The 26685-nt window shown below is 41.4% G+C and carries 29 protein-coding genes; all 29 read left to right on the top strand.

The features are described 5' to 3' along the window. The first annotated feature begins 116 nt into the window (after nucleotides 1-116). Nucleotides 117-2141, top strand: a complete 2025-nt coding sequence (locus RCG24_RS06700) for a methyl-accepting chemotaxis protein (protein WP_308078694.1) — start codon at nucleotides 117-119, stop codon at nucleotides 2139-2141. Between the two features lie 246 nt (nucleotides 2142-2387). Continuing rightward, complete coding sequence (locus tag RCG24_RS06695; protein WP_308078693.1) at nucleotides 2388-4403, top strand: methyl-accepting chemotaxis protein; 2016 nt, start codon at nucleotides 2388-2390, stop codon at nucleotides 4401-4403. Between the two features lies 1 nt (nucleotide 4404). Beyond that, entirely contained in the window at nucleotides 4405-4545 is a 141-nt protein-coding gene (locus RCG24_RS06690) for a hypothetical protein (RefSeq protein ID WP_308078692.1), read from the top strand. A 122-nt stretch (nucleotides 4546-4667) separates the two neighbouring features. After that, entirely contained in the window at nucleotides 4668-4949 is a 282-nt protein-coding gene (gene flgM, locus RCG24_RS06685; protein WP_202654159.1) for a flagellar biosynthesis anti-sigma factor FlgM, read from the top strand. 11 nt (nucleotides 4950-4960) lie between these two features. Then, a complete protein-coding gene (locus RCG24_RS06680; protein ID WP_202654160.1) occupies nucleotides 4961-5446 on the top strand; it encodes a flagellar protein FlgN in 486 nt (161 codons plus the stop codon). An 18-nt stretch (nucleotides 5447-5464) separates the two neighbouring features. Next, complete coding sequence (flgK, locus tag RCG24_RS06675) at nucleotides 5465-6976, top strand: flagellar hook-associated protein FlgK (protein ID WP_202654161.1); 1512 nt, start codon at nucleotides 5465-5467, stop codon at nucleotides 6974-6976. A 10-nt stretch (nucleotides 6977-6986) separates the two neighbouring features. Continuing rightward, on the top strand, nucleotides 6987-7877 hold the full coding sequence (flgL, locus tag RCG24_RS06670) for a flagellar hook-associated protein FlgL (protein ID WP_202654162.1): 891 nt from the start codon (nucleotides 6987-6989) through the stop codon (nucleotides 7875-7877). Nucleotides 7878-8130: 253 nt separating this feature from the next. Beyond that, nucleotides 8131-8736, top strand: coding sequence for a flagellar brake protein (locus RCG24_RS06665; RefSeq protein ID WP_202654163.1), 606 nt, complete (start codon nucleotides 8131-8133; stop codon nucleotides 8734-8736). Nucleotides 8737-9017: 281 nt separating this feature from the next. Continuing rightward, the gene (locus RCG24_RS06660; RefSeq protein ID WP_202654164.1) at nucleotides 9018-9917 is read left to right on the top strand and encodes a hypothetical protein; all 900 of its coding nucleotides are present in this window, start codon (nucleotides 9018-9020) and stop codon (nucleotides 9915-9917) included. A gap of 285 nt (nucleotides 9918-10202) precedes the next feature. After that, entirely contained in the window at nucleotides 10203-10571 is a 369-nt protein-coding gene (gene fliS / locus RCG24_RS06655; RefSeq protein ID WP_202654165.1) for a flagellar export chaperone FliS, read from the top strand. A 60-nt stretch (nucleotides 10572-10631) separates the two neighbouring features. After that, the gene (locus RCG24_RS06650; protein ID WP_308078691.1) at nucleotides 10632-10937 is read left to right on the top strand and encodes a flagellar protein FliT; all 306 of its coding nucleotides are present in this window, start codon (nucleotides 10632-10634) and stop codon (nucleotides 10935-10937) included. 202 nt (nucleotides 10938-11139) lie between these two features. Next, nucleotides 11140-11475, top strand: coding sequence for a hypothetical protein (locus tag RCG24_RS06645; protein WP_235888033.1), 336 nt, complete (start codon nucleotides 11140-11142; stop codon nucleotides 11473-11475). A 26-nt stretch (nucleotides 11476-11501) separates the two neighbouring features. Then, a complete protein-coding gene (locus tag RCG24_RS06640) occupies nucleotides 11502-12185 on the top strand; it encodes a glucosaminidase domain-containing protein (RefSeq protein WP_202654168.1) in 684 nt (227 codons plus the stop codon). A gap of 158 nt (nucleotides 12186-12343) precedes the next feature. Then, nucleotides 12344-12745 carry a flagellar basal body rod protein FlgB gene (gene flgB, locus RCG24_RS06635; protein ID WP_202654169.1) on the top strand — a complete coding sequence of 134 codons (402 nt, stop codon included), beginning with the start codon at nucleotides 12344-12346 and terminating at the stop codon, nucleotides 12743-12745. A gap of 5 nt (nucleotides 12746-12750) precedes the next feature. Next, a complete protein-coding gene (flgC, locus tag RCG24_RS06630; RefSeq protein ID WP_202654170.1) occupies nucleotides 12751-13206 on the top strand; it encodes a flagellar basal body rod protein FlgC in 456 nt (151 codons plus the stop codon). A gap of 11 nt (nucleotides 13207-13217) precedes the next feature. Then, a complete protein-coding gene (fliE, locus tag RCG24_RS06625) occupies nucleotides 13218-13517 on the top strand; it encodes a flagellar hook-basal body complex protein FliE (protein ID WP_202654171.1) in 300 nt (99 codons plus the stop codon). 190 nt (nucleotides 13518-13707) lie between these two features. Further along, the gene (gene fliF / locus RCG24_RS06620) at nucleotides 13708-15291 is read left to right on the top strand and encodes a flagellar basal-body MS-ring/collar protein FliF (protein ID WP_202654172.1); all 1584 of its coding nucleotides are present in this window, start codon (nucleotides 13708-13710) and stop codon (nucleotides 15289-15291) included. Between the two features lie 6 nt (nucleotides 15292-15297). Next, a complete protein-coding gene (gene fliG, locus RCG24_RS06615) occupies nucleotides 15298-16308 on the top strand; it encodes a flagellar motor switch protein FliG (RefSeq protein WP_202654173.1) in 1011 nt (336 codons plus the stop codon). Next, the gene (gene fliH / locus RCG24_RS06610; RefSeq protein WP_308078690.1) at nucleotides 16289-17116 is read left to right on the top strand and encodes a flagellar assembly protein FliH; all 828 of its coding nucleotides are present in this window, start codon (nucleotides 16289-16291) and stop codon (nucleotides 17114-17116) included. Before fliG ends, fliH begins: the two co-directional genes overlap by 20 nt. Further along, nucleotides 17100-18419: a flagellar protein export ATPase FliI gene (gene fliI / locus RCG24_RS06605; protein ID WP_308078689.1), complete on the top strand. Its 1320-nt coding sequence runs from the start codon at nucleotides 17100-17102 to the stop codon at nucleotides 18417-18419. The genes fliH and fliI overlap by 17 nt, the downstream gene beginning before the upstream one ends. Continuing rightward, on the top strand, nucleotides 18419-18853 hold the full coding sequence (locus tag RCG24_RS06600) for a flagellar export protein FliJ (protein WP_308078688.1): 435 nt from the start codon (nucleotides 18419-18421) through the stop codon (nucleotides 18851-18853). The genes fliI and RCG24_RS06600 overlap by 1 nt, the downstream gene beginning before the upstream one ends. 14 nt (nucleotides 18854-18867) lie before the next feature. After that, a complete protein-coding gene (locus RCG24_RS06595) occupies nucleotides 18868-19731 on the top strand; it encodes a MotE family protein (RefSeq protein WP_308078687.1) in 864 nt (287 codons plus the stop codon). A 26-nt stretch (nucleotides 19732-19757) separates the two neighbouring features. Then, entirely contained in the window at nucleotides 19758-20318 is a 561-nt protein-coding gene (locus RCG24_RS06590; RefSeq protein WP_308078686.1) for a flagellar biosynthetic protein FliO, read from the top strand. Between the two features lie 4 nt (nucleotides 20319-20322). Further along, nucleotides 20323-21069, top strand: coding sequence for a flagellar type III secretion system pore protein FliP (gene fliP / locus RCG24_RS06585; protein WP_374049131.1), 747 nt, complete (start codon nucleotides 20323-20325; stop codon nucleotides 21067-21069). A gap of 15 nt (nucleotides 21070-21084) precedes the next feature. Beyond that, entirely contained in the window at nucleotides 21085-21354 is a 270-nt protein-coding gene (fliQ, locus tag RCG24_RS06580) for a flagellar biosynthesis protein FliQ (protein WP_308078685.1), read from the top strand. A 9-nt stretch (nucleotides 21355-21363) separates the two neighbouring features. Then, nucleotides 21364-22134 (top strand): flagellar biosynthetic protein FliR, encoded by a 771-nt coding sequence (gene fliR / locus RCG24_RS06575; protein WP_308078684.1) that lies wholly within the window; start codon nucleotides 21364-21366, stop codon nucleotides 22132-22134. A 2-nt stretch (nucleotides 22135-22136) separates the two neighbouring features. Next, nucleotides 22137-23231 (top strand): flagellar biosynthesis protein FlhB, encoded by a 1095-nt coding sequence (gene flhB, locus RCG24_RS06570; protein ID WP_202654182.1) that lies wholly within the window; start codon nucleotides 22137-22139, stop codon nucleotides 23229-23231. Then, a complete protein-coding gene (gene flhA / locus RCG24_RS06565) occupies nucleotides 23228-25261 on the top strand; it encodes a flagellar biosynthesis protein FlhA (RefSeq protein ID WP_308078683.1) in 2034 nt (677 codons plus the stop codon). Before flhB ends, flhA begins: the two co-directional genes overlap by 4 nt. Next, nucleotides 25258-26685: a flagellar biosynthesis GTPase FlhF gene (gene flhF, locus RCG24_RS06560; RefSeq protein WP_202654184.1), complete on the top strand. Its 1428-nt coding sequence runs from the start codon at nucleotides 25258-25260 to the stop codon at nucleotides 26683-26685. Before flhA ends, flhF begins: the two co-directional genes overlap by 4 nt.

Raw genomic sequence — 26685 nt, 5'->3', positions numbered from 1 at the left:
CAAACATCCAACAATTTTCGACAAAACTCGCAAATCACTATAAACTATCTAATGATTTTTTCGATAATATCAATATAGCGTCAAAAGTTTTGAAAACACAACTTGGGAGGGGCATCATGGAAAATAAAAAACTTTTAAAATTTCGCTGGCGGAGTACAAAAACGAAATTGATTGCGGGGATGACAGCGGTTTCGATTATTCCAACGATTTCTATCGCACTCATCTCTAATACCATCACGCAAAGTATCACGAAAGATCAAGTATCAAAATCAACGACGCAGTTGACGGAACAGGTAAGTACAGGGCTAAATTACAAATTGGAAGGAGCGGACCACCAGTTAGACCAATTAGCCCACGATATGATTTTCACTGAATTTTCCCAAAAGAAAGAAAGCCTGAAAAATGCCCAAATATTATTAGATGGGGCAAAACAGACTGATCAAGAGTATGCATTTGTTTATTTTGGTTCAGCCAAAAAAGATATGATCGTTTCACCCAAAAACGATACTTTAAATGATGATTACGACCCAAGAAAGAGAGAATGGTATATAAAAGCAGTTGAAAAAAATGGTGATGTGTACTACAGCAAACCATATAAAGATGCCGGTACAGATAGGATGGTTTTAACACTTTCAAAAATAGTCCAAGATAAAAAGGGAAATATAGTTGGCGTAGTTGCGATTGACCTCGACATGAATAATTTTTCCAAATCTGTCGATCAAATTAAAATTGGTGAAAAAGGCTATATGTCCATAATTGCACCAGATGGTACTTATATTTATAAAAATAAGGGCGACAAAAATACCGCAACATCAATTAATAGTCTAGCCCTCTGGCAGGATCTGCAAAACAGCCGGCAGGGAAGCAGTGAATACACCTTAAAAGGCATAGATAAATTCTCTACTTTTACCACAAATGATAAGACGGGTTGGAAATTCGTATCAACCATCGATAACTCAGAATTAAATGCTAGTGCTAGGCAAATTCGTAATATTGGCTGGATATTGACAGCGATTTTTGGTGTTTTATCCGCCGCCTGTGCCTACGTGTTTGGCAGGAGAATGGCGAAAAATATTAATGTTGTAAAAAATGCCTTGGAAACTGCTTCACAAGGAGACTTTTCCGAACGGGTATCGATCAAAACACATGATGAATTTCATGATTTAGGCGAAAGCTTTAACCATACCATGGAGCAAATTTCCGATTCCTTAAAGCAAATCGAGGTATCTTCGAAATCTGTTCTTGATACCTCCTCGCACCTTTCCGTCATTACAACCGAGACAAATGCGGCTCTCTCGGAAGTAACCCAGGCGATCGGTGAAATTGCCCAAGGAGCGGGGATGCAAGCTAAAAATGTACAAACAGGGTACGACCAAATGATGGAATTATCTAAGCAATTGGATGAAATTTCACTTGCCACTGAAAAAATGAATCATGTTTCCAAGCGGTCGATGGAACTAAGCAGTGAAGGTTTGGAAAAAGTCGTATTCCTAACGGATAAAACCGCCTTAACAAAATCATCCACTACCGAAGTTTCTTCGATTATCAAGGACGTCGATGAGCGGATGGAAGAAATCAATACGATTATTGAAGCGATTACGAAAATTACCGATCAAACCAATCTATTATCTTTGAATGCTTCAATTGAATCAGCGAGAGCTGGAGAACATGGCAGAGGATTTGCAGTTGTCGCCAATGAAGTGCGCAAATTAGCAGAACAATCGAAAGCATCAGCCGATGAAATTAAACAGATTGTCAACAGCATAAAAGCGGTTGTAAAACATGCGGTTGAAGCCATGGAGCGAACCAATCAGGCGGTAACCGAGCAGGATGTGGCGGTTAATGAAACGAAAGCGATTTTTCATGATATCTTAACTTCTGTTCAGGAATTGGCACAAAAAGTACAGGCTGTTGAAGGGTCTGTCCAGGACAGCCAAACGAACAAAGAAACCGTCAGTCAGGAAATGGACAGCATTACAGCTGTATCCGAACAAACCGCAGCCGCTACGGAAGAAGTCTCTGCTTCAACGGAAGAAATATCGGCTACTATGAGTACTTTCGCCCAGCACGCCAACGGTTTAAAAGACCTGTCTGAGCAGTTGGATCAGGAAATTAAGAAATTTAAAATTGAAAAAAATTAAAATGTGATATTTAATGAGGCTGGCCAGTTTTAAGTGATAATTTTCCGGGGGTGAGGACTTTGTTCTCTATCCCTTTTTTTGTCAACACAAAACTTTCGCTTTTTGTCCACAATTTTGAAACAAGTTTTAAAGAAAACTGTTAAATCCATCATAATTCTGGTTTAATAAAACAGGTAAGATGAACATGGAGAATTATAGTTTTTCTAATTATAAAATTATCATTTTACATATTTTGGAGGAAATATTATGAATGAGAAGAAAAGGGCAAAGTTTAAATGGAGAAATACGAAACCGAAGCTGATTGCCGGAATGACAGCTGTTGCCATTATTCCAACGATTTCGATTGCGTTAATTTCCAATACTTTTACGAAGAATATCATGAAAGAACAGCTTGCTGATTCTACCCTTCATTTGACAGAACAAACCAGCACAAGCCTTACATATAAACTGGATGGGGTGGAACATCAGCTTAACCAATTGTCTCACAATAGTAATTTTACCGATTTTTTTCAACATCCGGAGCGTAAAAAACTCTCCTATCAATTATTGAAGGAAACCTTGAATACCAATAAAGAGTATGCTTACGTGTACTTTGGTTCTGAGAAAAAAGATATGTTAAGTGCCCCCAATGATCCGTTGCCGCCGAACTATGATCCGACACAGCAAGATTGGTACAAAAATACTGTGGAAAAAGATGGTGAAACATTCTTCAGCAAGCCTTATGCGGATGAAGGAACAGGACAAATGGTGCTTACGTTGGCTCAGGCAGTAAAGGATAAGTCCGGGAAGCTTGTCGGTGTAGTAGCAATTGATTTGGACATGGGCGATTTCTCGAAAGCTTTGAAACATATTAAAGTGGGTAAAAACGGTTTTATCAGCATAATCGGGGCTGACGGCACCTATATTTATCACCCGGATGTCAACCCGAAGAAATCTGTTTCCGTCAAAACACTCCCGTTTTGGCAAGACATGAAGGATCGGCAGCAGGGGAACAGCGAATATACACTTAAAGGAAAACAGTTATTCTCCTCCTTTACAACCAACGAAAAGACAGGCTGGAAGTTCGTTGCAACCGAAGACAATACAGAGTTAATCAAGGGCGCAATTCAAATTAGAAACATTGGCTGGTACTTAACCGCACTGTTTGGGGCCTTATCCGCCGCTGGTGCTTATATCATGAGCCGAGTGATCTCGAAAAATATTCATACTGTCAAAGATGCCTTGGAAGTCGCATCAAATGGGGACTTTACCGAAAGAGTTTCGATCAAAACAAAAGATGAGTTTAAAGAATTGGAACAAAGCTTTAATCATACGATGGATCAATTCTCCAGTTCCCTGAAACAAATCAAAGATTCTTCGAAAACGGTTCTTGATACTTCCGCTAATCTATCGGTGATCACAACAGAAACCAATGCAGCCTTATCAGAAGTGACCCAGGCAATAGGAGAAATTGCTCAAGGAGCGGGAATGCAGGCGAAAAATGTTCAAAACGGTTATGATCAAATGAAGGAATTATCAAAAAAACTGGATGAAATCGCCAGAGCATCCGAAAATATGAATCAAGTTTCAAAACGTTCGATGGAATTAAGCAGTCAAGGGTTAGAAAATATTGGCTTCCTGACAGATAAAACGTCGGTAACTAAATCATCAACAACCGAGGTAACTTCCATTATTAAAGAGGTCGATACCCAAATGGAAGCGATCAATACCATTATTGAAGCGATTACCAAAATTACCGATCAAACTAATCTTCTATCCTTAAATGCTTCAATTGAATCGGCAAGGGCTGGTGAACATGGAAAAGGGTTTGCTGTCGTTGCGAATGAGGTCCGTAAATTGGCGGAACAATCAAAAGCCTCAGCTGACGAGATTAAGCGCATTGTCAACAGCATAAAGGCGGTTGTAAAAAATGCCGTGGAAGCAATGGAACGGACGAACCAGGCCGTAACCGAACAGGACGAAGCGGTAAATCAAACGAAAGCAATTTTTAACGATATATTATCTTCCGTACAGGAGTTGACGCAGAAGGTTCAAGATGTGGAATTGTCTGTTCAAGATAGTCAAGCAAACAAGGAAACGGTCAATCAAGAAATGGATAGCATAACTGCCGTTTCTGAACAAACCGCTGCAGCGACGGAAGAGGTTTCCGCTTCTACCGAAGAGATTTCGGCAACGATGAGTACGTTTGCCCAGTATGCTAATGACTTAAGAGACTTGGCTGAGCGGCTGAATCAGGAAATCAAGAAATTCAAAATCGAATAGCGTGGGTGCAACAGCGGAGGATGCTCCAAAAGAATGGCATCAGCATTACAATATATGGGTGCCTGGCTATTTGGAGCAGCCTCTTTATGTGTTTTCGATAAAATTTGATTATCTCATCATCATTATGGTGAAAATCAATTGACATTTTGATAAAATAGAAGAAGTTCATCATTGAATCGGAAATGGAATTATTTTTTCAGGGTTCCTAAACTTTGTTAAAAAATAGCCGATAAAGATAAATAAGTAAGAGGGAGGGACTTATATATGCGAATTAATGAAACAAGTTATGGTTTATATTCATACCAAAAACAACAAAATCGTGTTAATCATATACAAACCAATTCATCCAAAAAGACCTCGTCATCGGCAAATGTTGAGATTTCATCACAGGGACGGGAGATATCACAAGCGATGATGTCGGACCAAGCACAGCGGCAGCAGCGGGTTCAAGAATTAAAACAACAAATTGCCGCGGGAACATATCAGATTGACAGCGGTAAAGTAGCCGATAAAATGATTGATTTTTGGAAGGGAACTTCCAGGTAGGTGACAACAGGATGGATTCTTTTAATCATGTGATTCAAACATTGGAGGCCATGAATACTGCACATGGACAGCTGCTGGAACTGGCAAACGAAAAGCGAAATTTACTTGTGGATGGCAATATTCAGGGGCTCCAAAATTTGATTCAGCTTGAATCTAAGTGTGCGGATGAAATCGAGCGGCTTGAACTGCAAAGACAAAGTGAAGTTCAGGCTTTTATGACTCAATCAGGACTGACAGGAGATTCTTATACATTGGAAGAATTAATAAATGCAGTGGATGATGCCGATAGGAAGATACAGTTACAATCGATTGCCCAAGAGCTGCGATGTAAAATTAAAACCATTGCGGAATTGAATGAGAGTAATCAGCAGTTAATTCAAACATCGCTTTCTTTTATTCAATATTCTGTTGGACTGCTGGTGAAAAATGAACCGGCGATCGGTTATGGTCCAAAAGCGACCAAACAATATGCTAATCTGTTAGATGCCAAAATATGATTTAAAGCAGGGGATACTATGACGTCAACTTTTCATGGAATAGAGGTTGGAAAACGAGGGCTGTTTGCGCAGCAAGCGGCTCTATCGACCACCGGCCACAATATTGCCAATGCCGGAACTGTCGGTTATACTCGGCAGCGCGTGAATATGCAGGCGACAAATCCGATTTCTGTTCCGGGCATGTCGTCTTATCAATTAGGTACTGGCGTTGATGTGAACAAAATTGAACGGCTGAGAGAAGATTATTTGGATATTCAATATCGTACCGAGAACAAGAACGTAGGCTATTGGGAAGCCAAGAGCGATACCTTAAGCAAAATTGAGGGACTGTTAAACGAACCGTCAGATAATGGCCTGGCCTATGTCATGGATCAGTTTTGGTCCAGCTGGGAAGAGCTCGCCAAAAATCCCGACAGTGCCTCGGCCCGTTCGGTTGTCCGCCAGCGCGGAGTTGCTGTAGCGGAGACCTTTAATTATTTGTCTAATTCGTTGGATGATATTAAGAAGGACTTAAAGCTGGTTATTTCCACGAAACAATCAGACTTGAATTCAATTACGAAACAAATTGCCAATTTAAATGATCAAATTGCCCGCCTTGAAGCCAATAATTATGAGCCGAATGACTTATATGATCAACGGGATGTGCTGATCGACCAATTGTCTAAAATGGTCGATATTACGAATGTAACCAAATTGGATAGTGGCATGGTCAACATTACAGTAGCCGGGCAAGAGTTGGTCTCAGGAACTAACTATAAAGAAATAGAAGTTGTATACGATAGTGATACGAACCCATCATATGTTCAAGGTGTTATTATAAAAGAGCCTGGTGTTCAATTAAGCCCGGATGAGATAAAAACGGCTTTAGAAAATGCCCTAGACCTGTCATCGGGAGAACTACTTGCTCGGATTGAATCGTACGGAACGACAGCTGGAGGAGTAATTCCTGATATTAAAAAAAGTTTGAATCAGTTTGCAACAGAGTTTGTTAACCAAGTAAATACTCTTCATCAACAAGGTTATTACATGGAAAAAAAAGCTGATGGATCGATTAGCATGGAACCTGCAACAGGAATTGATTTCTTTTCCTGGAATGCCGACAATAGCTTGGATATAAGTGCTGATATTAAAAGCTCCCTCGATAAAATTGCCGCTGCGCAAGAGGAAGGTTCAGGAACCGGGACTTCCTCTTCAGGTAATGGCAACAATGCCCAGGCCATTGCCAAACTCAAAAATAATGGAACGATCACGATTGACGGAACAACAGCTACATTTAGTGATTTTTATCGGAATATCATTGGTCAAATCGGAATTGATTCGCAGGAAGCACAGCGGATGAAGGATAACTCAGATGTGATTGTCCAACAGGTGGAAAATCGCCGTCAGTCTGTATCCGGTGTCTCTCTCGATGAGGAAATGGCCAATATGATTAAATTTCAGCAGGCTTATAATGCCGCTGCCCGAATGATTACAACCATGGACCAATGCCTCGATAAAGTCATCAATGGCATGGGCCGGGTAGGATTGTAGGTGATCTGATATGAGTAACCGCGTTACACAAAATATGCTAAATCAAAATTTTTTATTTAATTTAAATAAAACCAATCAATCGATGGAGAAATACCAAAACCAGTTCGCCACGGGAAAACTGATTAATAAACCATCGGATGATCCTGTTTTAGCCGTTCGCAGCATGTATTACCGCTCAAGCTTAAATGACATTGGGCAATATAAGAAAAATGCCGATGACGGTCTTTCATGGTTGAACGCCTCTGATGATGCCTTGGGTGAAGTCAACTCGGTTTTGCAGCGGGTTCGCGAACTTACCGTTGAAGGATTAAACGGAACAAATGATAAAAGTGCCCTGGATGCGATTACTGCTGAGATTAATCAATTGAAGGAGCACTTAGGAGAAATCGCTAATACCCAAATGGCCGGAAGATATATCTTCGCCGGCACCGATGTCAAAAATCCCCCTTATCAGAAGGACACGGGGGATTTTAAGGGGAATTCCGAAAGCCTCGAAGTTTCACTTGGACAAACCAATTCCGTTCAAATAAACGTATCAGGTCAGGATATTTTTAATAATCCAAAAATTGGAAGTATCTTTTCCGTTTTAACAAACATCGCCGACGGTCTTAGTGGCGCCGATGGATCAGGTTCAGACGATTATTTAAGTCAATTGGATGCGCAAATAGATAATGTTTTAGAGCAGCGTGCGGAATTAGGGGCACGGATGAACCGGATGGAATTAAGCGTGTCGCGAATCGATGATCTGGAGTTATCAACGACTACGTTATTATCCAATACGGAAGATGCCGATTTATCAAAGGTCATTATTGATTTGAAATCACAGGAAAATGTACAGCGTGCCGCCTTGGCAGTTGGTGCCCGAATTATTCAGCCATCATTAGTCGACTTCTTGCGTTAATGAGGGAAAAATCTATACGCAGCTACCGAAATTTTTGATCACCAAATAACGGGCAAATTTTTAATAGTTTACTATTCGCTTGATCGGGAACTGCATTTATTGTGCAGTTCATTTTTTTTGCCGGATAAGGGACGGATCTGGAGAAAATATGTTAATCTAAAAGAAAAATGCTTTCTGAACATTTGCGGATCTAGCTCAGAACCGTTATCCATAAAATGGACTTGCATAAAATCTATGAAGTTGGTGATGTTTTATGTATCCTAAAGTTAATCAGAAAATTGTTATAGAAATACCTGATAAAGACTTAATTTGCCACTCCATGGTTGCTGAGGTGAGTGATGATGAAATTCTTATTAGCCAGCCGATGGATCAAGATCCGGTTGGATTGTTTCCTGAGGGAACAAGCATTGCAGTCTCTTTCACGGTGGATGATAATAAATACCAATTTAAGACGAAGATTTTAGGAAGAAAGAGAGAAAGAATCTCTTTATTTCGAATCACAAAACCACAGGAAAATCAAATTCAAAAAATTCAATTACGGGAAAATTTCCGTGTCGAAACGACCATCCGTTTAAAAATTGATGAAATGGAATTACATACGATCAATATTAGTGCTGGTGGCTTGTTATTTTCCTGCACCTTTGAAATGGATCTAAAAGAAGGGGAAGAGCTCTCTGGAACCATTTTCATTCCCGATTCAAGCCCGATATCCTTTAAAGGTGTCATTAAGCGAATCCGTGTCTTAGAAAATAATGTGAAGCATGTCGCCATGCAGTTTACAGTATTAGACCGTAAAGATGAATCAAAGATTGTGCAATTTTGTTTTCAAAAACAACGACAAATGCGAATGAAGAGATAGATTTCTGTACTATTAACCTAAAATCCCTTAATTTAAGAGGGATTTTTATAAATAAACAATTTTCTTTTTAAAGAACATTTTTTTTGTTTAAATGAATTGAAAAATCTTACAGAAGAGATATAATTAGTGATAGGAAGGATTTTTCGATTCAGAATTTATTTCGATTACACCCAAGAACGTCAGATTTGATACGAATTGTTTGCTAGTAGGACGAAGAGAGAATTCAAAAGACAGACGTTTTTATCATATCCAAGTAAATATTTAACAAAGGGGGCTTAAGAATGAGTTTGAAATCTGCCATATTTCAGCTGAAAGAAGCAATTATCCATCAAAAGGTCGGTCCATCAGAGGAGGATTTCATCAAACAACTGGAGACGGAGCACAAATTAAGAGGCGGCACACTACCATACTATTTTAATTTTTTGATGATGGTACAGTTGAATGATGAAATTACTAATCATTCATCTGGGGAGCAGAAGAAAATAAATCGTAAATGGACGAAGCATGAGATTGAATTTATGTTTCATTATATTAAGGAACGCCAGGAGGAAGGCGGTCTAAATATTACGGAATTGTTGGATGAGGTGGCACAGCTTTTGGATCGGGGCTATCAGTCTGTAAACTATAAATATTACTCTGCAATGAAATCAAAAGATAGAGAACAAGCCTCTGAAGTAAACGCCCATCGGATTACGACAATTTTCCAAGAACGGATTCCTGTCCTTTCGACAGAAGTCATTTGTGACCTTCCGCCAAAGTCCCCGGAAAAGCAAACCAGTCCTTTACCAAATGATGATTTACTTGATATTTTATCAGGATTAATCACGAACGTTCAAAAACTTCCAGGGATTAATTTGAATGAACTATTAAAAAGTTTATATCTGTTAACCAATATGGCGCTTCAAAATCAGGAAGCTGTTGAAAAAATGGATGAATTAAAGTCAGCGATCACAATGGAGAAAGAAACTTCGCGCGAAAAGGTGAAGAAGCTGGAGCAGCAATTATTTCAGGAGAAACAGCGGAATGACTCGTTACAATTGGAAGTTTCCAAATTGGCAAAGGAAATCTTGGCTTTTAACCAGCTAGGTGACGCTGCCAAAATTCAAAATTTGAAATCTTATAATCAAAGACTTAATTATATAATTGACGGCTTCGGTGTCGTTCTCCAGGTAGGAGGATAAGACCAGTCGATTAAAAGGTTATTCCAGGCGGGATAACCTTTTTTGGCAGATAGGAAAGTATAAAAACTTTCCTATTATGCATAAGGGCACTAAGGAAAGCTTCGCTAGTATTGGCATCGCAGCCCAAAAGTTAATCTTTTGGGCGAACTACGCCTCATGAATCGTCCTTTTGGGCTCGCCAATCGGCGAGTTTTCTTTAGCCTATTAACCTTTTAAAAGATTTATCCGATATACTATAATATAAGAAGATAAGAATGGATTTTGAAGGGAGTAGTGTTCAAGACAATGGCAAATCCATATCAAACCTATCAAAAACAAGCGGTCACAACCTCTAAACCGGAAGATTTGACGCTCATGTTGTATCAGGGAATGGTTAAATTTATCCGTCTATCAAAAATGGCACTTCAAAATAATCACTTGGAAGATTGTCATACATACAATTTAAGGGCACAGGATATATTAAGTGAGTTAATGGTGACACTGAAGATGGAATTTCCCATATCCGCGTCACTGCAGTCGATGTATGATTATATGAAATCCCGCCTAATTGAAGCCAATTTAAAAAAAGACCCTGCCATTCTCGAAGAAGTCGAAGGATATGCGGTAGAATTGACAGAAACATGGCAGGAAGCCATGAAGCAAGCAAAAAAATAGTTAAGGTCTGATACTATGATAAATGAGGTAATCGAAAAAATTTATTCCATCACTGAAGCGATGATGAAGATGGTAAGTACAGGAAATGACGAAGAGTATACCAAGCTATTAGATGAGCGAAACAAGCTGATGGAAACAGTGGATGCCCTGAAGGCCGCTGAACCGGGGTTTCAATATTCCTCTAAAGCTAAACAATACCTTGAGAAAACACTCAAACTCGATCAGGAAATGAGTTCCCTTATGAATAACGATTTGAATGCTATTCAAAAAGAAATTAAACAAATGGAATTGAAACGGCAGATCACCTCCAAATACCGTCCTTATTATAAACAAACAAATGGAGCTTTTATTGATTCGAAAAATTAATATGGAAATAAAAATGCGCATTCTGAACAATTTTTGACAAGAATGTGCATTTTTTATCATTATTTATCATTTTCTATCATTTTTTTCAGTATTGTTACAATTTTTTCATATACAATCGCGAAATAAAATTGCATAATATGTTTATAGTTAAAAATAAACGATGTATGAAATTGGGTTGCTAAAACTCAAAGATATTAATAATATGAAAAAAAGGAAGATTCCCATGACCCGGCAGCAATGGATGAAAGACAAACCAATACAGGGCAAGCTTTATCATTTTATTGATTACAAAAAGAAGCAGCCGTTTTTTCAACAGCCCATAAGGATTTTTATTGATGACCCGGTGATAAAATCCTATTTTATGATAAAAAATCTTGTTTATCGGGATAAGCAAATTCTGGTGTTGAAAACAGAGGAAGATCCTAGCACGATTGTTCTGGTAGAGGCGATCATTGAAGACGGCCAGCTGCTCTATCTTTCAATGCTTCCGGAAATGATTATGAAGGATTTATGTTCCTTGTTGGAAGAGTTGATTTGATATTCAATTAGAAAGGGTGCTTGTCAATGAAAATTGGTGATGATTGGTATACGAAATCATTGTTGATTGATACTTTATACCGAAATCAAAATATAACAACTCAGACCGAGAATCCAAGCTCGGATTTTGCCAACCTGTTCATGACCGTATTAAATAATTTATTAATGCAGTCCCAGGCACCATCAACTATTGCAGCACAAATCTATCCTGCATCTCCTGATACCGTAGATCTGGGCATTCCTTCTGTTGATCAAAATACTTCTAATTTGCTAACCGATATTCCCATTCAAAATGACTCTTTTCGGTTTAGCAATATCAGTGCAGAGAAGCTGAATCAAGAGCTGGATGGAAAACTGAAAGGGATGGGAGAAGTTTTTATCCGCGCTGGAAATTACTATAATGTCAACCCGGCATTATTGGCGGCTATCGCCCAGCATGAAACCGGAAATGGAACATCCCGGGCAGCAATGGAAAAAAACAATATTGCCGGCATGATGGGAATTAATGGCCTAAAATCATACGCTTCCGTAGAAGAGAGCATAATGGACATGGCGCGGAACATCAGTAAAAATTACATTGGCGAAGGATTAACGACGATTGCCAAAATGGGTGCAAAGTACGCTCCGGTTGGTGCTGCCAATGATCCTACCGGGTTAAACAATTATTGGGTGACCGGTGTAACCAAGTATTTTAATAAACTGACTGTGTAATGGAAACAAGGAAACCAATCCCAGTTGTCGGATTTCGTCGATAAAAAAAGTTGTCGATTTTACAACCTTAATATAGTATTATGGTGGAGTATATAGATTAATTTGATGGAAAATCAAAGTTTATCAAACAAGTAAGATTGTGAAGCGGGGTAATCTTTATGAGTAATATTAATCTCCTTCAGTCTGCCTTAAGTGCAGCAACTATGCGTCAACAGGCCATTTCTAATAATATAGCAAATGCTGAGACCCCTGGTTATAAAGAGAAAAAAGTAGTTTTTGAGGACGTATTAAAACAACATTTATCCAATCAATCAAATTCAACCAATTTTGTCGGTAATCGCACAGATTCCCGTCATTTTGTGATTGGTCAGCCTTCTGGGGTACCGGTTGCGAAAATTGTTGAAAATTCAAGCACAACGATGCAGAATAACGGAAATAATGTCGATGTTGATGAAGAAATGACAAATATGGGCAAAAACGCCATCTGGTATAACACTTTAGTGGAACAGGTCAATAGTGAGTTTCAGCAGTTATCCATTGCCATTAAAGGGAGGGTATAAAAATAATGTTTGATTCCTTAAATATTAGTGCATCGGCGTTAACAGCACAGCGTTTAAGAATGGATGTCACCTCCTCCAATATAGCCAATGCCTCGACAACCCGGGGGAAATTGGTGAACGGTCAATGGGAGCCCTATCGCCGAAAAATGGTTGTCATGGAACCAAGAGTCAACTCTTTTAATCAAGTTTTGCAGGGGCAATTGGAGAAACAAACACAACCGCAAACAAACCTGCAAGGGGTTAAGGTTACTGGGATTGTTGAAGATCAAACACCTTTCAAAATGGTCTATGACCCCACTAACCCGGATGCCAATGCAGATGGTTATGTTAATATGCCAAATGTTGATCTGTCAAAGGAAATGGTCGATATGCTAGCGGCGTCACGTGCCTATGAGGCCAATGTCACCTCGTTTAATACAGGGAAATCGATCATGTTAAAGGCCTTGGAAATCGGGCGTTAGGGGGAATTTAAATGAATGTTTCACAAATTAGTACGGGTGCAATCAAAATGAATCAAAATCCATTCCAAAAGGTGGATAACAATCAACCCTCCACTTCTTTTGCAAACGTCCTCAAGGGTTATTTAGATAATGTTGATGCGGCCGTGAAGCAGTCGTCTGACCTAGCTGCCAAAGCAGCTGCAGGAGAGATTGATAATGTACACGATGTGATGATTGCCTCTCAAAAAGCGAAATTAGCCTTGGAACTGACGGTGACGGTAAGAGATAAGGCTGTCGAAGCTTACCAAGAAATGATGCGGATGCAAATCTAAAGAATGATAGAAGCTTGGCGATAAGCGCCGGAGCTAATAAAAAGAAAAGCGGAGTTCGCATGCTTTTAACCTGACAAGCATAGAACACTTCGGAAACGAAGGCGTTCTGTGCTTTCATTCCGAAGTGGTTTTTAACTTATGGGGGATAGCGAACTAAGCCGGAAAAATGGAAAGCTGGGCAGGGTGAGAAATGAATCGATCATGGATAGATCAAATCAAAAAAACTAAAGAGAATATTAACCAATATTGGAAGGCAAGAAGCTCCAAACAAAAGTGGTTCATTATTGGAACCTTTTTAGTTCTTTTTATTGCCTTATCCACCTTTATTTTTGTGGCTTCTCGCCCGAAATATGTTCCTTTATATACGGGACAATTGACACAGCGGGAAATCGGGGATATCAAAGCTGAACTGGACAAGGAAGGATATACAAAGTATCAAATCTCGTCAAATGGGACGATGATTCAAGTTCCCAAAAAGGATGCACCAGATTTGATTGTCAGTCTCGCCTCAGCGGGGTATCCAAAAGATAATAAAATTAATTATGATATTTTCGGTCAAAATCTTTCTTTTGGAGCGACCGACAAACAATATGAAATCCTTGAGCGGGAAGCGATGCAAAATCAAGTGGCAAATGTACTGGAAAATGTCGATGGAATCAAAAATGCGGAAGTTATTTTGACGTTGCCCAAGAATTCCGTTTTTGTCCGCCAGGATGTTGAACAGAAAGCAAGTGCATCGGTCATGGTCGAGGTTGAACCTGGAGTAAAACTCAACTCCGGACAAATACGGGCACTCTACACATTAGTGTCACGCAGTGTACCCAATCTTCCTATTGAAAACATCACGATTATGAACCAGTACAGCGAAACCTATGACCTTAATAATGAAAGTGATGATCAGTCACTAACAAAATATGATGAACAACGAAAAATACAAAAAAATATTCAAGGTGATATTCAACAGGACCTGCAAAATTTGCTGGGTACGATCCTTGGTACCGATAAAGTCTATGTCCAAACCTTTGTTAAAATGAATTTTGATAAGGTGAAAACGGATGAAAAATTAGTCGAGCCGGCAAAAGACAGTAACAAAGGAATTGTTATCAGTTCGGAGAAGGATTATAAAACATACACCGGAAAAGGCGGCAGTGACGGCGGAGTGGTTGGCACGGGAGAAACGGATGTTCCTGGATATGCTGCCTCTAATTCCAGCGGTGACAGCAATTACGAGGAATCAAATGAAAAGGTTAATTATGAAATTAACCGGATCAATAAAGAGATTATCCAAAGTCCATATGCAATTGAAGATATTACGATTAATGTCGGGGTGGAACCGGATAATCCCAATACGAAGACACTGTCACAAGCAACACAGGATAGTATTCGAAATATTGTCTCGAATACTGTGCAAACAGCGCTTGGTCATCCCAATTTGACGCAGCAGCAAATTGATCAGCGGATCACAATTTTTCCGCATACGTTTCAAAAAAATACTTTGGCCAGCCAAAAGCAGCCGTTTAACTGGCTTTATCTGATTGCAGCCATCGCAGGCGTCCTGGTGATTGGCGGGCTGGTATGGTTCTTCTTGCGGCGGCGAAAACAAAATTCATTGGAACCGGAAGAAGAAGACATCATGATTAGCAAACCATTGGAAGAAATAACGTATTTTGAGGAAGATATGAGCGTTGAAAGCCAGTTGAAAAAATTGCTTGACCAAAGGCCTGAGGATTTTACCAAAGTGATCAAGACGTGGCTGCATGAAGAGGAGGCTTAAGATCCGATGGCAACTGGAATAAAATTAACCGGAAAACAAAAGGCAGCTATTTTGCTGATTTCGATGGGAAAAGAAGCTTCCTCAAAAGTGTTTAATCATATGTCAGAGGAAGAAATTGAACAGCTTACGCTGGCAATCGCCAATGTTAAAAAGGTTGACTCCAAAGAAAAAGAGGAAGTTTTAAAAGAATTTCATGAAATGTGCATTGCCAATGACTATCTGGCGATGGGCGGGATTACCTTTGCTCAGGATGTGCTTGAAACTGCTCTGGGCAGGGAACGGGCAAAACAAATTATTCAGAAATTAACGGTTCAGCTTGAGGTGAAACCGTTTGATTTTGCCCGCCGGGTGGATCCAATGCAGCTTTATCACTTTCTGCAAAATGAACATCCACAAACGATTGCCCTTGTCTTGGCGCATTTAGAGCCGCAGCAGGCATCAACCATTCTTTCGTCACTTCCGGAAGAACTGCAGGCAGATGTGGCCAGGAGAATCGCACAGTTTGAACAAACATCGCCGGATGTCATTAAAGAAGTGGAACAAATTCTTGAACAGAAATTATCGGCAACGATACGTAAAGACTTTAGTGTGGTCGGTGGTATTGAGTCGATTGTTGGCATTTTAAATGGGGTTGATCGCGGAACCGAGAAGAGTATTCTCGAAAACTTGGGCAGAAAACACAATGATTTAGTTGAAGAAATCAAGAAGCGGATGTTTGTCTTTGAGGATATTATCAATTTAGACCGCCGTGCGATACAGCGGGTTATTCAGGAAGTTGATAATCAAGATTTAATGCTAGCGTTGAAAGCATCCAGTCCCGAAGTCAAAAAAGTCATTTACGAAAATATGTCACAACGGATGGTCGAAAGTTTCGAAGAAGAAATGCAATATCTTGGACCTGTCAGGGTAAAGGATGTTGAAGAAGCACAAGGCAGAATTGTTTCTGTCATTCGCCACTTAGAGGATGCCGGTGAAATAATTATTGCACGGGGTGCTAATGATGGCATCATACTCTAAAATATTCAAAGCTGCGAACGTTTCGATCACGGATGAAGTTAAGGTGATTACTCCTGTTTATATCCCAGCTAACTCATCTATTTCAACCGATGCAGATGAGGCTGAAAAGGCGAATAGCCTCTCAAATTCCGACGCGAATCTCTTCATTCAGGAGGCTGAGGAAAAGGCCCAAGCTATCATTCAGGAGGCAAGAAATAAGGCTCAGGCGATCGAAACAGCAGCAGAAGAACGAATAAACCAGTGGTGGACGGAAAATAACCAGAAGCTTGAGGAAATGTCCTTGGCTGCCAAGGAGGAAGGGTTTCAGGCAGGCTATATTAGCGGACAGCAGGAAGCAACTGCCAAAGTTGAGCAAGCCTATCGTGAAAAATTGACTCAAGCAGGCGATATTTTACAGCAGGCCTACGAGCAAAAAAAAGCGATAATTTCTGAAGCGGAGCCTTTTCTACTGGAGCTGAGTACTGTCATTGCCAGTCAAATTATTAAACAAGAGTTAGAGGAATATCCCGATAAATTTATTGAACTCATTAAGCAGCATATTCTTCGTTTTAAGGAGAAAGAGCATATTACCATTTGTGTGAACCCAGATGACTATCCTTATATTCAATCGCAGCGCTCACATCTTATCTCTGTCGTGAACGGGGAAACCGAAATCAAGATCATCCCCGATTATTCCGTTGCTGCTAAAGGGTGTGTCATTCGAACGGAATATGGCAGCATTGATGCTCGGATTGACACACAAATGGAAGAGATCAAAAGGGCCCTCCTTGAGGCAAGGAAGGTGATGCAGCATGACATTGACAGCTGAACACTATGTCAAGATCGTTCGCGGAATTGATCCGGTTCGGGTAAATGGAAAAATCACCCAAATCATTGGGCTGACGATTGAATCACAAGGACCTGATGTCAGAATTGGTGAACTGTGCTCTATCTATCCGACTCAGTCCGGACCGCCAATCCAGGCTGAAGTAGTGGGTATCCGAGAAAACAAAGTTTTGCTTATGCCTCTTGGCGAGGTACAGGCCATTGGTCCCGGCTGTGATGTCGTTGCCAGTGGCAAACCGATGACAGTGAAAGCGGGTCATCAATTGCTCGGCAGGATTCTTGACGGTTTGGGACAACCGATGGATGGCAAACCGTTGCCGCTGGGCTTGGAAGATGTCCCTATCAATGCCAAGCCGCCTAATCCGCTCAGCCGTCCGCGAATTTGCGTCCCTTTAGAGGTAGGCGTAAGAACCATTGATGGATTATTGACAATGGGAAAAGGACAAAGAATGGGGATTTTTGCCGGCAGCGGCGTTGGTAAAAGTACACTTCTCGGGATGATTTCCCGCAATACGTCTGCAGATGTGAATGTGATTGCCTTAATCGGTGAAAGGGGACGCGAAGTTCTCGACTTTTTGGAGCAAAACTTAGGTCAGGAAGGGTTGAAAAAATCAGTGGTTGTCGTGGCGACATCTGATCAGCCGGCGCTGATCCGGATTAAAGGGGCCTTAACGGCAACCTCGATAGCCGAGTATTTTCGTGATCAAGGGAAAAACGTCTTACTTGTTATGGATTCGGTTACCCGTTTCGCGATGGCCCAGCGGGAAGTCGGCTTAGCAATCGGCGAGCCGCCGACGACAAAAGGGTACACGCCTTCCGTATTCGCGATGCTGCCGCAATTATTGGAACGTGCCGGTACGGGACCAAGAGGCTCGATATCCGCCATCTATACTGTTTTGGTTGACGGGGACGATATGAATGAACCGATTGCTGATGCCGCAAGAAGCATCTTGGATGGCCATATTGTGTTAAATCGGTCCATTGGGGCAAAAGGAATTTATCCGGCAATCGATGTGTTAAACAGCGCCAGCCGGGTGATGACGGAAATCACTTCTGATGAACATTTGCAAGCGGCAAATCATTTCAAAAAATTCCTCGCTACTTATAACGAAGCCGAGGATTTAATCAATATTGGGGCCTATAAAAAGGGCTCAAATCGCGACATTGATCAGGCAATGCGGTTAAAGCCGATCATGGATCATTTTTTGCGCCAGGGAATTTATGAAGCATCGCAACTGGAGGATGCAAGATCATTCCTAATTTCACAATTTGGAGCGATGAAGTGATGGCTTTTAAATTTTCATATCAAAAGGTACTTGATTTCAAAGAAAGAGAAAAGGAATTTGCCAAGCAGGAATATGGCTCAGTGAAACTGCGCCAGTTGGAGCTGGAAGAGCAGCTTGACGGTCTGGCCATGGAAAAAGACAAGGTATTTAATCAATACAATGATGTTGACCGCAAAAAAGTGTCTGACCTCCAAACCATCCAGCAAGAGATGGAGCATGTTAACCGCAAAATGAAACAGCTGCAGGCAAAGTCGGAGGAAATCCATTTGGAAGTGGAGCAAAAACACCAAGTGCTGATTGAAAGGCTTCAGGAAGTAAAAATGTGGAATCAGTGGAGGAAAAAATCGCGGGCCGCTTTTCAAAAACAGATGGATCAAAAGGAACAGGCTTTGCTGGATGAAATGGCCGTCCTACGTTATTCCCACAAGGTATGAGGAGCGAAATGCCGATGGAAGAGAAGAAGCATGGAAAACTAAAGTCATTTATTTTCTTTGGCCTTTTTCCAATACTTATCATGTTTATTTTAGGTTTATTTTTATTTAACTGGCTAGGATTTCCTGTCTGGGAAACCGCACAAAAATGGGGAAATCAGGTTCCGGTTTTAAACTATCTTATACCTGACCCTGCTTCTTCTACGAAAGTGGCGAACAATGATCGTCAATCGGTATTATGGAAAGAAAAATATAACCAAAGTAATGCCGATTTAAAGAAGGCAAACAAGGAAATAGACAGTTTAAATAACCAAGTTGATTCAATGCAGCAGCAGCTTGACAATTTGAAAAAAGCGAACAAACAATTGGAATTTCAACTGAAAGATCAAGCGAAACAAAACAATGCCGCCCAGCAAAAAAAGATTGCTGCCATCTATGAAAATATGTCTGCTTCAAAGGCTGCTTCCATCATCGAATCGATGTCAGTGGAGGATGGGGCGATCACTATTTCGACACTCGACTCTGACCAGCAAAGCAGCATTCTGGCCAGTATGAAAGACACGAAACGGGCAGCGCAAATCACGATGTTGCTGAAGGAAATTGGCAATCTAAACACAACAGATTCAACATTATTAAAGCAACAGTTACAAGACATACTCAAAAGCCAAGATGACCCAGCTGCCACTTTGGCCGATACGATTGCAGCGATGCCGTCGGCGCAAGCTGCCGTGCTGATTCAATCAATGATGAAAACAAATTCGCAAACGGCCATGGCATTGATGAAAAAAATGAACACGGACAGTCGTTCACAAGTACTTACGGAAATTTCTAAAAAAGACGCAGGACTGGCTGCACAAATCTCCGTGAATTTAGAGAAATAGAATTGACTCCAAGGAAGGAGAAAACCATGAAACACATCATGTTATTTTTAGCTTTTGTTTTTAATTTCGTATTTTATCAACCTTCCATACTCGCCGCGGAGTATACCGCCGCTGGCGAACCTTCCGTCTATGACACTATCCAGAAGGGGGATCAATCGTCCAAGCCTTCATCGAGTAATGTCGAAGATAGTCGATCTTCTATTTTCTCCTTATTTCTCAAATTTATCATATCGTTCGTGTTTGTTATTTTTTTGCTATTTGTTTTATTACGTTTTTTAGCCAAACGAAACAAGCAATTGCCGGCAAATGGTCCAATCATCCCTTTAGGCGATTATCCCTTGGGTAATAATCGGTCGTTGCAAATTTTGCTGATCGGCCAGACCATTTATGTGGTCGGTGTAGGGGAAACCGTTACCCTGCTGCGAACCATCTCCCAGGGGGATGAATATCAGCATTTGCTGGAAAACCTCGAAAATGTAGAGGAAGAGGTTTCTTCGAAGTGGCTGCCTGAAGATACCAAAAAAATTTGGAATGCCGTTTTTCAAAAACAGCTGCAAAACATCAAGAAACACCGTGGAGAGGAGTAAGAAAATGTGGCGTAAGTTAGCTTTTCTCGTTCCTCTGTTAACCATTGGTTTTATCACTGTCACCCATGCGGCGGGGCCAGCCAATACGATTTTACCGGGGCTTGATTTAGGTTCGAATGATCCCGATAAAGTCTCCAATACGGTGCGGATTATTCTCTTCATCACGGTCTTATCGATTGCCCCGGCAGTGCTCGTGTTGATGACTTGTTTTACCCGGATTGTGGTTGTGCTCAGCTTTGTCCGCAACGCCCTTGGAACGCAGCAAATACCACCTAACCAAGTATTAATTGGCCTGGCTCTATTTATGACGTTTTTTATTATGGGACCGACATTTTCGCAGATTAATGATCAAGCATTCCAGCCGTTTATGGCTGGAAAAATCAGCCAAGAGCAGGCCTTTAAAGCCGCCAGTGGTCCATTAAAGGAATTTATGACCAAGAGTACACGGGAGAAGGACCTGGCCCTGTTCTTGGATTATGCCAAGATGAAGAAACCAAAAACAGTGGAAGATATTCCCTTAAGAGCACTTGTTCCAGCGTATGCTATCAGCGAACTAAAATCGGCTTTCCAAATGGGATTTATGATTTTTGTGCCCTTTTTGGTGATTGATATGATCGTCTCTAGTGTCTTGATGTCGATGGGGATGATGATGCTGCCGCCGGTGATGATTTCGCTGCCATTTAAGATCTTATTATTTGTTCTTGTTGATGGATGGTATTTGATTGTTGAATCCCTGCTCAAGAGTTTTTAAAGGAAGTGATGGTTGATGTCCACTGAATTAATCCTGCGGATTGCCCAGGAAGCGATTTACACAATTCTCATCGTGATTACGCCCGTTGTAGGTGTAGCCTTGGCAGTCGGCCTATTAGTCAGTATTTTTCAAGCTGCTACCCAGATTCAGGAGCAGACGCTAGCCTTTATCCCCAAAATTATTGCTGTTTTTTTGACGATTCTTGTGTGTGGGGCGTGGATGTTGCGGTATGTCGTTGATTTCACCGAGCATTTGTTGGGAAATCTGTCTCAATTTATCGGGTAGGTGAAAATAATGGATGCTTCCTATTGGTGGAGTCTGCTGCTAATCTTTGTTCGCATTGCTTCATTTATGGTGACGGCCCCGTTATTTTCGGGACGGCAGATCCCGAATACTTATAAAATAGGCCTAAGTGCGATCCTTGGAATTCTTTGTGTCGGATTGCTTAAGGAACCGCTCGCTTCATTGCCGCAGGCGGTGCTGATGCTGTTAATTCTGAAGGAATTTTTTGTCGGTATTGTTTTGGGGTTTACGGCAACGATTTGGCTGTCTGCTGTGCATGTAGCCGGAAATATTTTAGATATGCAAATTGGTTTTTCAATGGCCAGTCTGTTTGACCCCAGCTTCGGGACAACTACTCAGCTTACCGGCCGTTTAAAATATATTTTAGCGATTTTATTCTTATTATCGACGAATGGACATCACCTGCTGATTCAAGGAATTTTATCGAGCTTTGATTGGATAGCGATAAAAAGTACCATTCCTGCCTGGTCGGATGGGCGTTTGTCGTTGTTTATTCTCGATTGTGTCAAACAAATGTTTATGATTGGCTTCATGATGGCCGCTCCGATCTTAGGGGCGATGTTTTTGGCGGATGTAGCTTTTGGAATTCTCGCTAAGACGGTTCCACAGATGAACATTTTCACCGTGGCTCCGCCGGTAAAAATTTTATTGCACTTTTTACTTTATATTTTTCTTTTACCTGGTTTCTTTTATCTGGTGAATATCCTGTTTGAAAATATGTTTGACTCAATGTCTTCGATCTTGAAAATAATGGGGGCGTAGGCATGCTGCTTCATTTGGATTTACAGCTTTTTTCAGGTGAAAAAACAGAAAAGGCAACGCCCACGAAACGCCGCGAGGTTCGCAAGAAAGGGCAGATTGCCAAAAGCATCGAAATCTCTTCGGCCTTTACACTGTTATTTTCCTTCGCCTGTTTAATGGTTTGGGGAAAAAGTTTCATCGAAGGCTGCTTAGATATCTACCGGCATACTTATCGTGAATATCTGCTCTGGGATCTTTCCATTTCCAGCACTAAGCTATTATTCAACCAATTACTGCTGGATGCCGTAAAAATAATTGCTCCTATCCTGCTCGTTGTGCTGATTGTCGGAATTGCCACCAACTTGATGCAGGTAGGGTTCATGTTTAATTTTTCACTGATCAAAGTGGACTTTAAAAAGCTGGACCCGCTGCAAGGCTTGAAACGATTGTTCTCGCTAAGATCACTGGTCGAATTGATAAAATCAATTTTGAAGATTACGATTGTCGGTGTCGTTGTTTTTGTGGTGATTTGGCAAAAAAAGAACGACTTTCTCGTTCTTGGAGAAAAAAATATTTGGGATGTTTCCAGTTTTATAGCTTCGTTGATTCTGCAAATCGGCTTGGCCGCATCGGCTGCTTTACTTGTTCTGGCGGTAGGCGACTTTATCTATCAAAAATATAGTTTTGAGAAGAAAATCCGGATGTCCAAGCAAGAAATTAAAGATGAGTTTAAAAAGATGGAAGGGGATCCGGTGATCAAAGGGAAAAGGCGGGCGATTCAGCGGCAAATGGCAATGAATCAAATGATTCGCGAAGTGCCAAAGGCTGATGTTGTCATTACCAACCCGACCCACTTTGCGGTCGCCATCCGCTACGATATCAAGACGATGGATGCACCGCAAGTAATCGCCAAAGGCCGGGACTATATTGCCTTAAAGATTAAAGAGGTTGCCAAGGAACATAAGGTCACGATTGTCGAAAACCGCCCTTTGGCACGGGCGTTGTTTGCCGCGGTGGAGATCGGCGAGACGATCCCCGAGGAGCTGTTCAACGCAGTTGGTGAAATTTTGGCTTATGTATACTATCAAGATGGCCGTTATAAGGGGATGATGACATGAAGACAAAAGATTTATCAGTATTAGTGGTAGTAATTTTGATTGTCGCCATGATGATCATCCCGCTGCCGACCATTTTGCTGGATTTTTTGTTAATCTGTAATATTTCGATTTCATTAATGATTTTACTAGTCGCGATGAATACAAAAGAGGCCTTGGAGTTTTCTATTTTTCCAACCGCCTTGCTATTGACGACGTTATTTCGGCTGGCATTGAATGTTTCGACAACCCGTTCCATCCTGTCCAAGGCAGATGGGGGCCGGGTCATCGAGACCTTTGGTTCCTTTGTTATCGGGGGAAGCCCGGTTGTTGGTTTCGTTGTCTTCCTAATTCTTGTCGTCATCCAGTTTATCGTCATTACCAAGGGCTCGGAAAGGGTTGCTGAAGTAGCGGCTCGGTTCACCCTCGATGCCATGCCTGGTAAACAAATGAGTATCGATGCCGATATGAATGCCGGGTTAATCAGTGAGCAAGAGGCGAGAATGCGCCGCCGTAAGATTGAGCAGGAGGCCGATTTTTACGGGGCGATGGATGGTGCCAGTAAATTTGTCAAAGGGGATGCGATCGCCGGGATTGTCATTCTGTTAATCAACGTCATCGGCGGTTTTATCATTGGAATGGTCATCCACGGGATGGGGTTCGCGGAATCTGCCAGTACCTTCACACTGTTGTCTGTCGGTGATGGACTCGTCAGTCAGGTTCCAGCCTTGTTGATTTCCACGGCAACCGGTATAACCGTTACCCGCGCTGCCTCGGAAGGAAATTTAGGATCAGATATTATTAAACAGGTGTTTAGTTATCCAAAACTGCTCTATATCGTTGCAGGGACGATTATGCTCTTGGGCCTGCTGACACCGATTGGCCTGCTTTTGACAATACCCGTTGGTTTGCTGCTGATCTTGGGCGGGTTATCGATTCAGAGGACTGCGAAACAGGATGAGCTGATGAGCGAAGAATTGGAAAAGGCGGAAATGGAAGAAGATATCCGCAGTCCTGAGAAGGTTGTCAATTTGCTCCAGCTGGATCCTTTGGAACTCGAAATTGGCTATGGGCTAATCCCCTTGGCAGATCAAAAGCAAGGCGGCGATATTCTAGACCGGATTGTGATGATTCGGCGGCAGTTTGCAATTGAGTTAGGATTGATCATTCCAACGATCCGGATCCGTGATAATTTGCAATTACCGGCCAATCAATATGTGTTAAAATTCCGAGGGAGTAAGATTGCTTCTGGGGAAGTGTATCTTGATCACTTTCTCGCGATGATCCAAGGAGAGGATGCTGAGACAATAGAAGGCATTCGCGTCGTTGAGCCGGCGTTTGGACTTCCGGCAGTGTGGGTTACCGCAGAAGAAAAACAGCGAGCCGAATTGATGGGCTATATGATTGTCGACCCGCCATCGGTAATTGCTACCCATTTAACAGAGGTGCTGAAGCAACATGCCCACGAGCTGCTGCATCGGGAAGAAACTCAGGAATTAATCGATAATCTGAAAGAAACACATCCAAATCTTGTCAATGAACTTGTTCCGAATCTATTGTCGGTCGGCGAAATTCAGAAGGTACTGCAAAATCTGCTGCGGGAACAAATATCGATTCGCGATTTAGCGGCGATTTTTGAAACATTGGCTGATTATGCGGTGTACACGAAGGATCCCAAGGTGTTAACGGAGTATGTCCGACAGTCATTAACCCGGCAAATAACAGAGCAATATGCGGATCAAGGCGTCATTCATGTCCTAACGGCCGGTGCCTCCTTAGAAAAGGGGATTTCTGATAGTATTCAGCAAACCGATTCCGGGGTTTACTATCTATCGATGGACCCGCAATTATCACGCAGAATTACCGAAGAACTGCAAGCCCAAATTGAACGGGTAATGAAATCCGGTGGTCAGCCGATTTTTCTTACCTCACCATCGATTCGGATGTATTTAAAGCAATTTGTTGATAAAATAATGCCGACAGTACCTGTTCTTTCCTATACGGAACTGGAGCCTGACATTGAGATTCAAAGTATTGGAGTGGTGAACATATGAAAACAAAAAAAATCGTCGCAGATTCCATCCCTCTTGCTTTAAAAATGGTCCGCCAACAATTGGGCGATAATGCCATTATTGTCAATACCCGGGCGATAAAATCCGGCGGCCTATTTGGCTTTTTTGCCAAACAAAAATTCGAGGTAACTGCTTATTCCATGGACCAAGACCCTCCACAGGCGGCACGAAATGTTTCGATGGACATGGAAAATGAAAAACCGCTTATCGAGAGTACCTCGAAAACAGCAGTTAAGCCGATAGAAGAGACGAATTTTTCAGATGAGCAAAAGCGCAAAATAATAAACGATGTGCTTGTCAAAAGAAGTATTCACCATACCAATCTCGAGGGTGTAAATTCAAAGGGGATCAATGAATCCGATAATAACGGGTTACCGGCAGCAAATCAAAGCCAAAGCAGTGAAGCAACAGGCTCTGGCTTTCATAAGAAGCCGCAAATGTTGTACCAATATTATTCCCAGAATGCAGACAGCGAGAAAGAAAAAACTGTCGCTCCTCCCAAAGCGAAACCAGCAGAACCTGACCATCTTCTTGATGAATTAAAGAGTCTCAAGAATATGATGATGGTCTTTATGACGGGGGAAAAGCAGGGTAATGGTCCGACGGCCCGCTTTGCCAAATGGATAAACCGGCTGAAACAACAAGGTGTGACTGAATCGGTTCTGGAAGCTATTGTGATCCAAACGGTTAATGCCATGATCGAAAAGTTTGGCTCTCTGAATGCAGCAACGGATGAGGCTATTGAACAAGAAATGATTTCCATTGTTCAGGGAATGATTGAAAGACGAACCCCAAAGTCCAACGTCCTTCCAGAAGATGTCCGGCTGATTAACATTATTGGTCCAACCGGTGTTGGCAAAACAACGACAATTGCCAAATTAGCGACGGAACAAATCCTCAAACAAAAGCGCCAGGTTGCCATGATTACGACAGACGTCTACCGTATCGCCGCGGTCGAACAGCTGAAAACATATGCTGGTATTTTGAATGTACCGATAGAAGTGGCCCGGTCACGCGAAGAATTGGATCAGGTACTGATGAAATTAAAGCATTTCGACCTTATTTATATGGATACGACCGGACGAAATTTTAAGGATGAAAAAAATCGCGAGTCCATCAATGAATTTTTACATCATCCATTAATAAGTGATAATTATTTGGCCTTGAGCCTGACCACAAAGTATGAGGACTTACAATATTTATTGAATGAGTTTTTGGAAAGTCCCGTTAATAAATTGATTTTAACAAAACTTGATGAGACCTCCAGTTATGGTTCAATCCTGAATATTGCCTACCACTATCCATATGAAATTACGTATCTTACAAATGGACAAAGTGTGCCGGAAGATATTACCACAATCGATCCAGCAATGCTTGCGAACTCGTTGGTAGGAGATGAACGTTAA

It is taken from the genome of Neobacillus sp. OS1-32, assembly GCF_030915425.1.
GTDB lineage: Bacteria > Bacillota > Bacilli > Bacillales > Cytobacillaceae > Neobacillus > Neobacillus paridis.
This window is presented reverse-complemented; position numbering and strand designations above follow the sequence as displayed.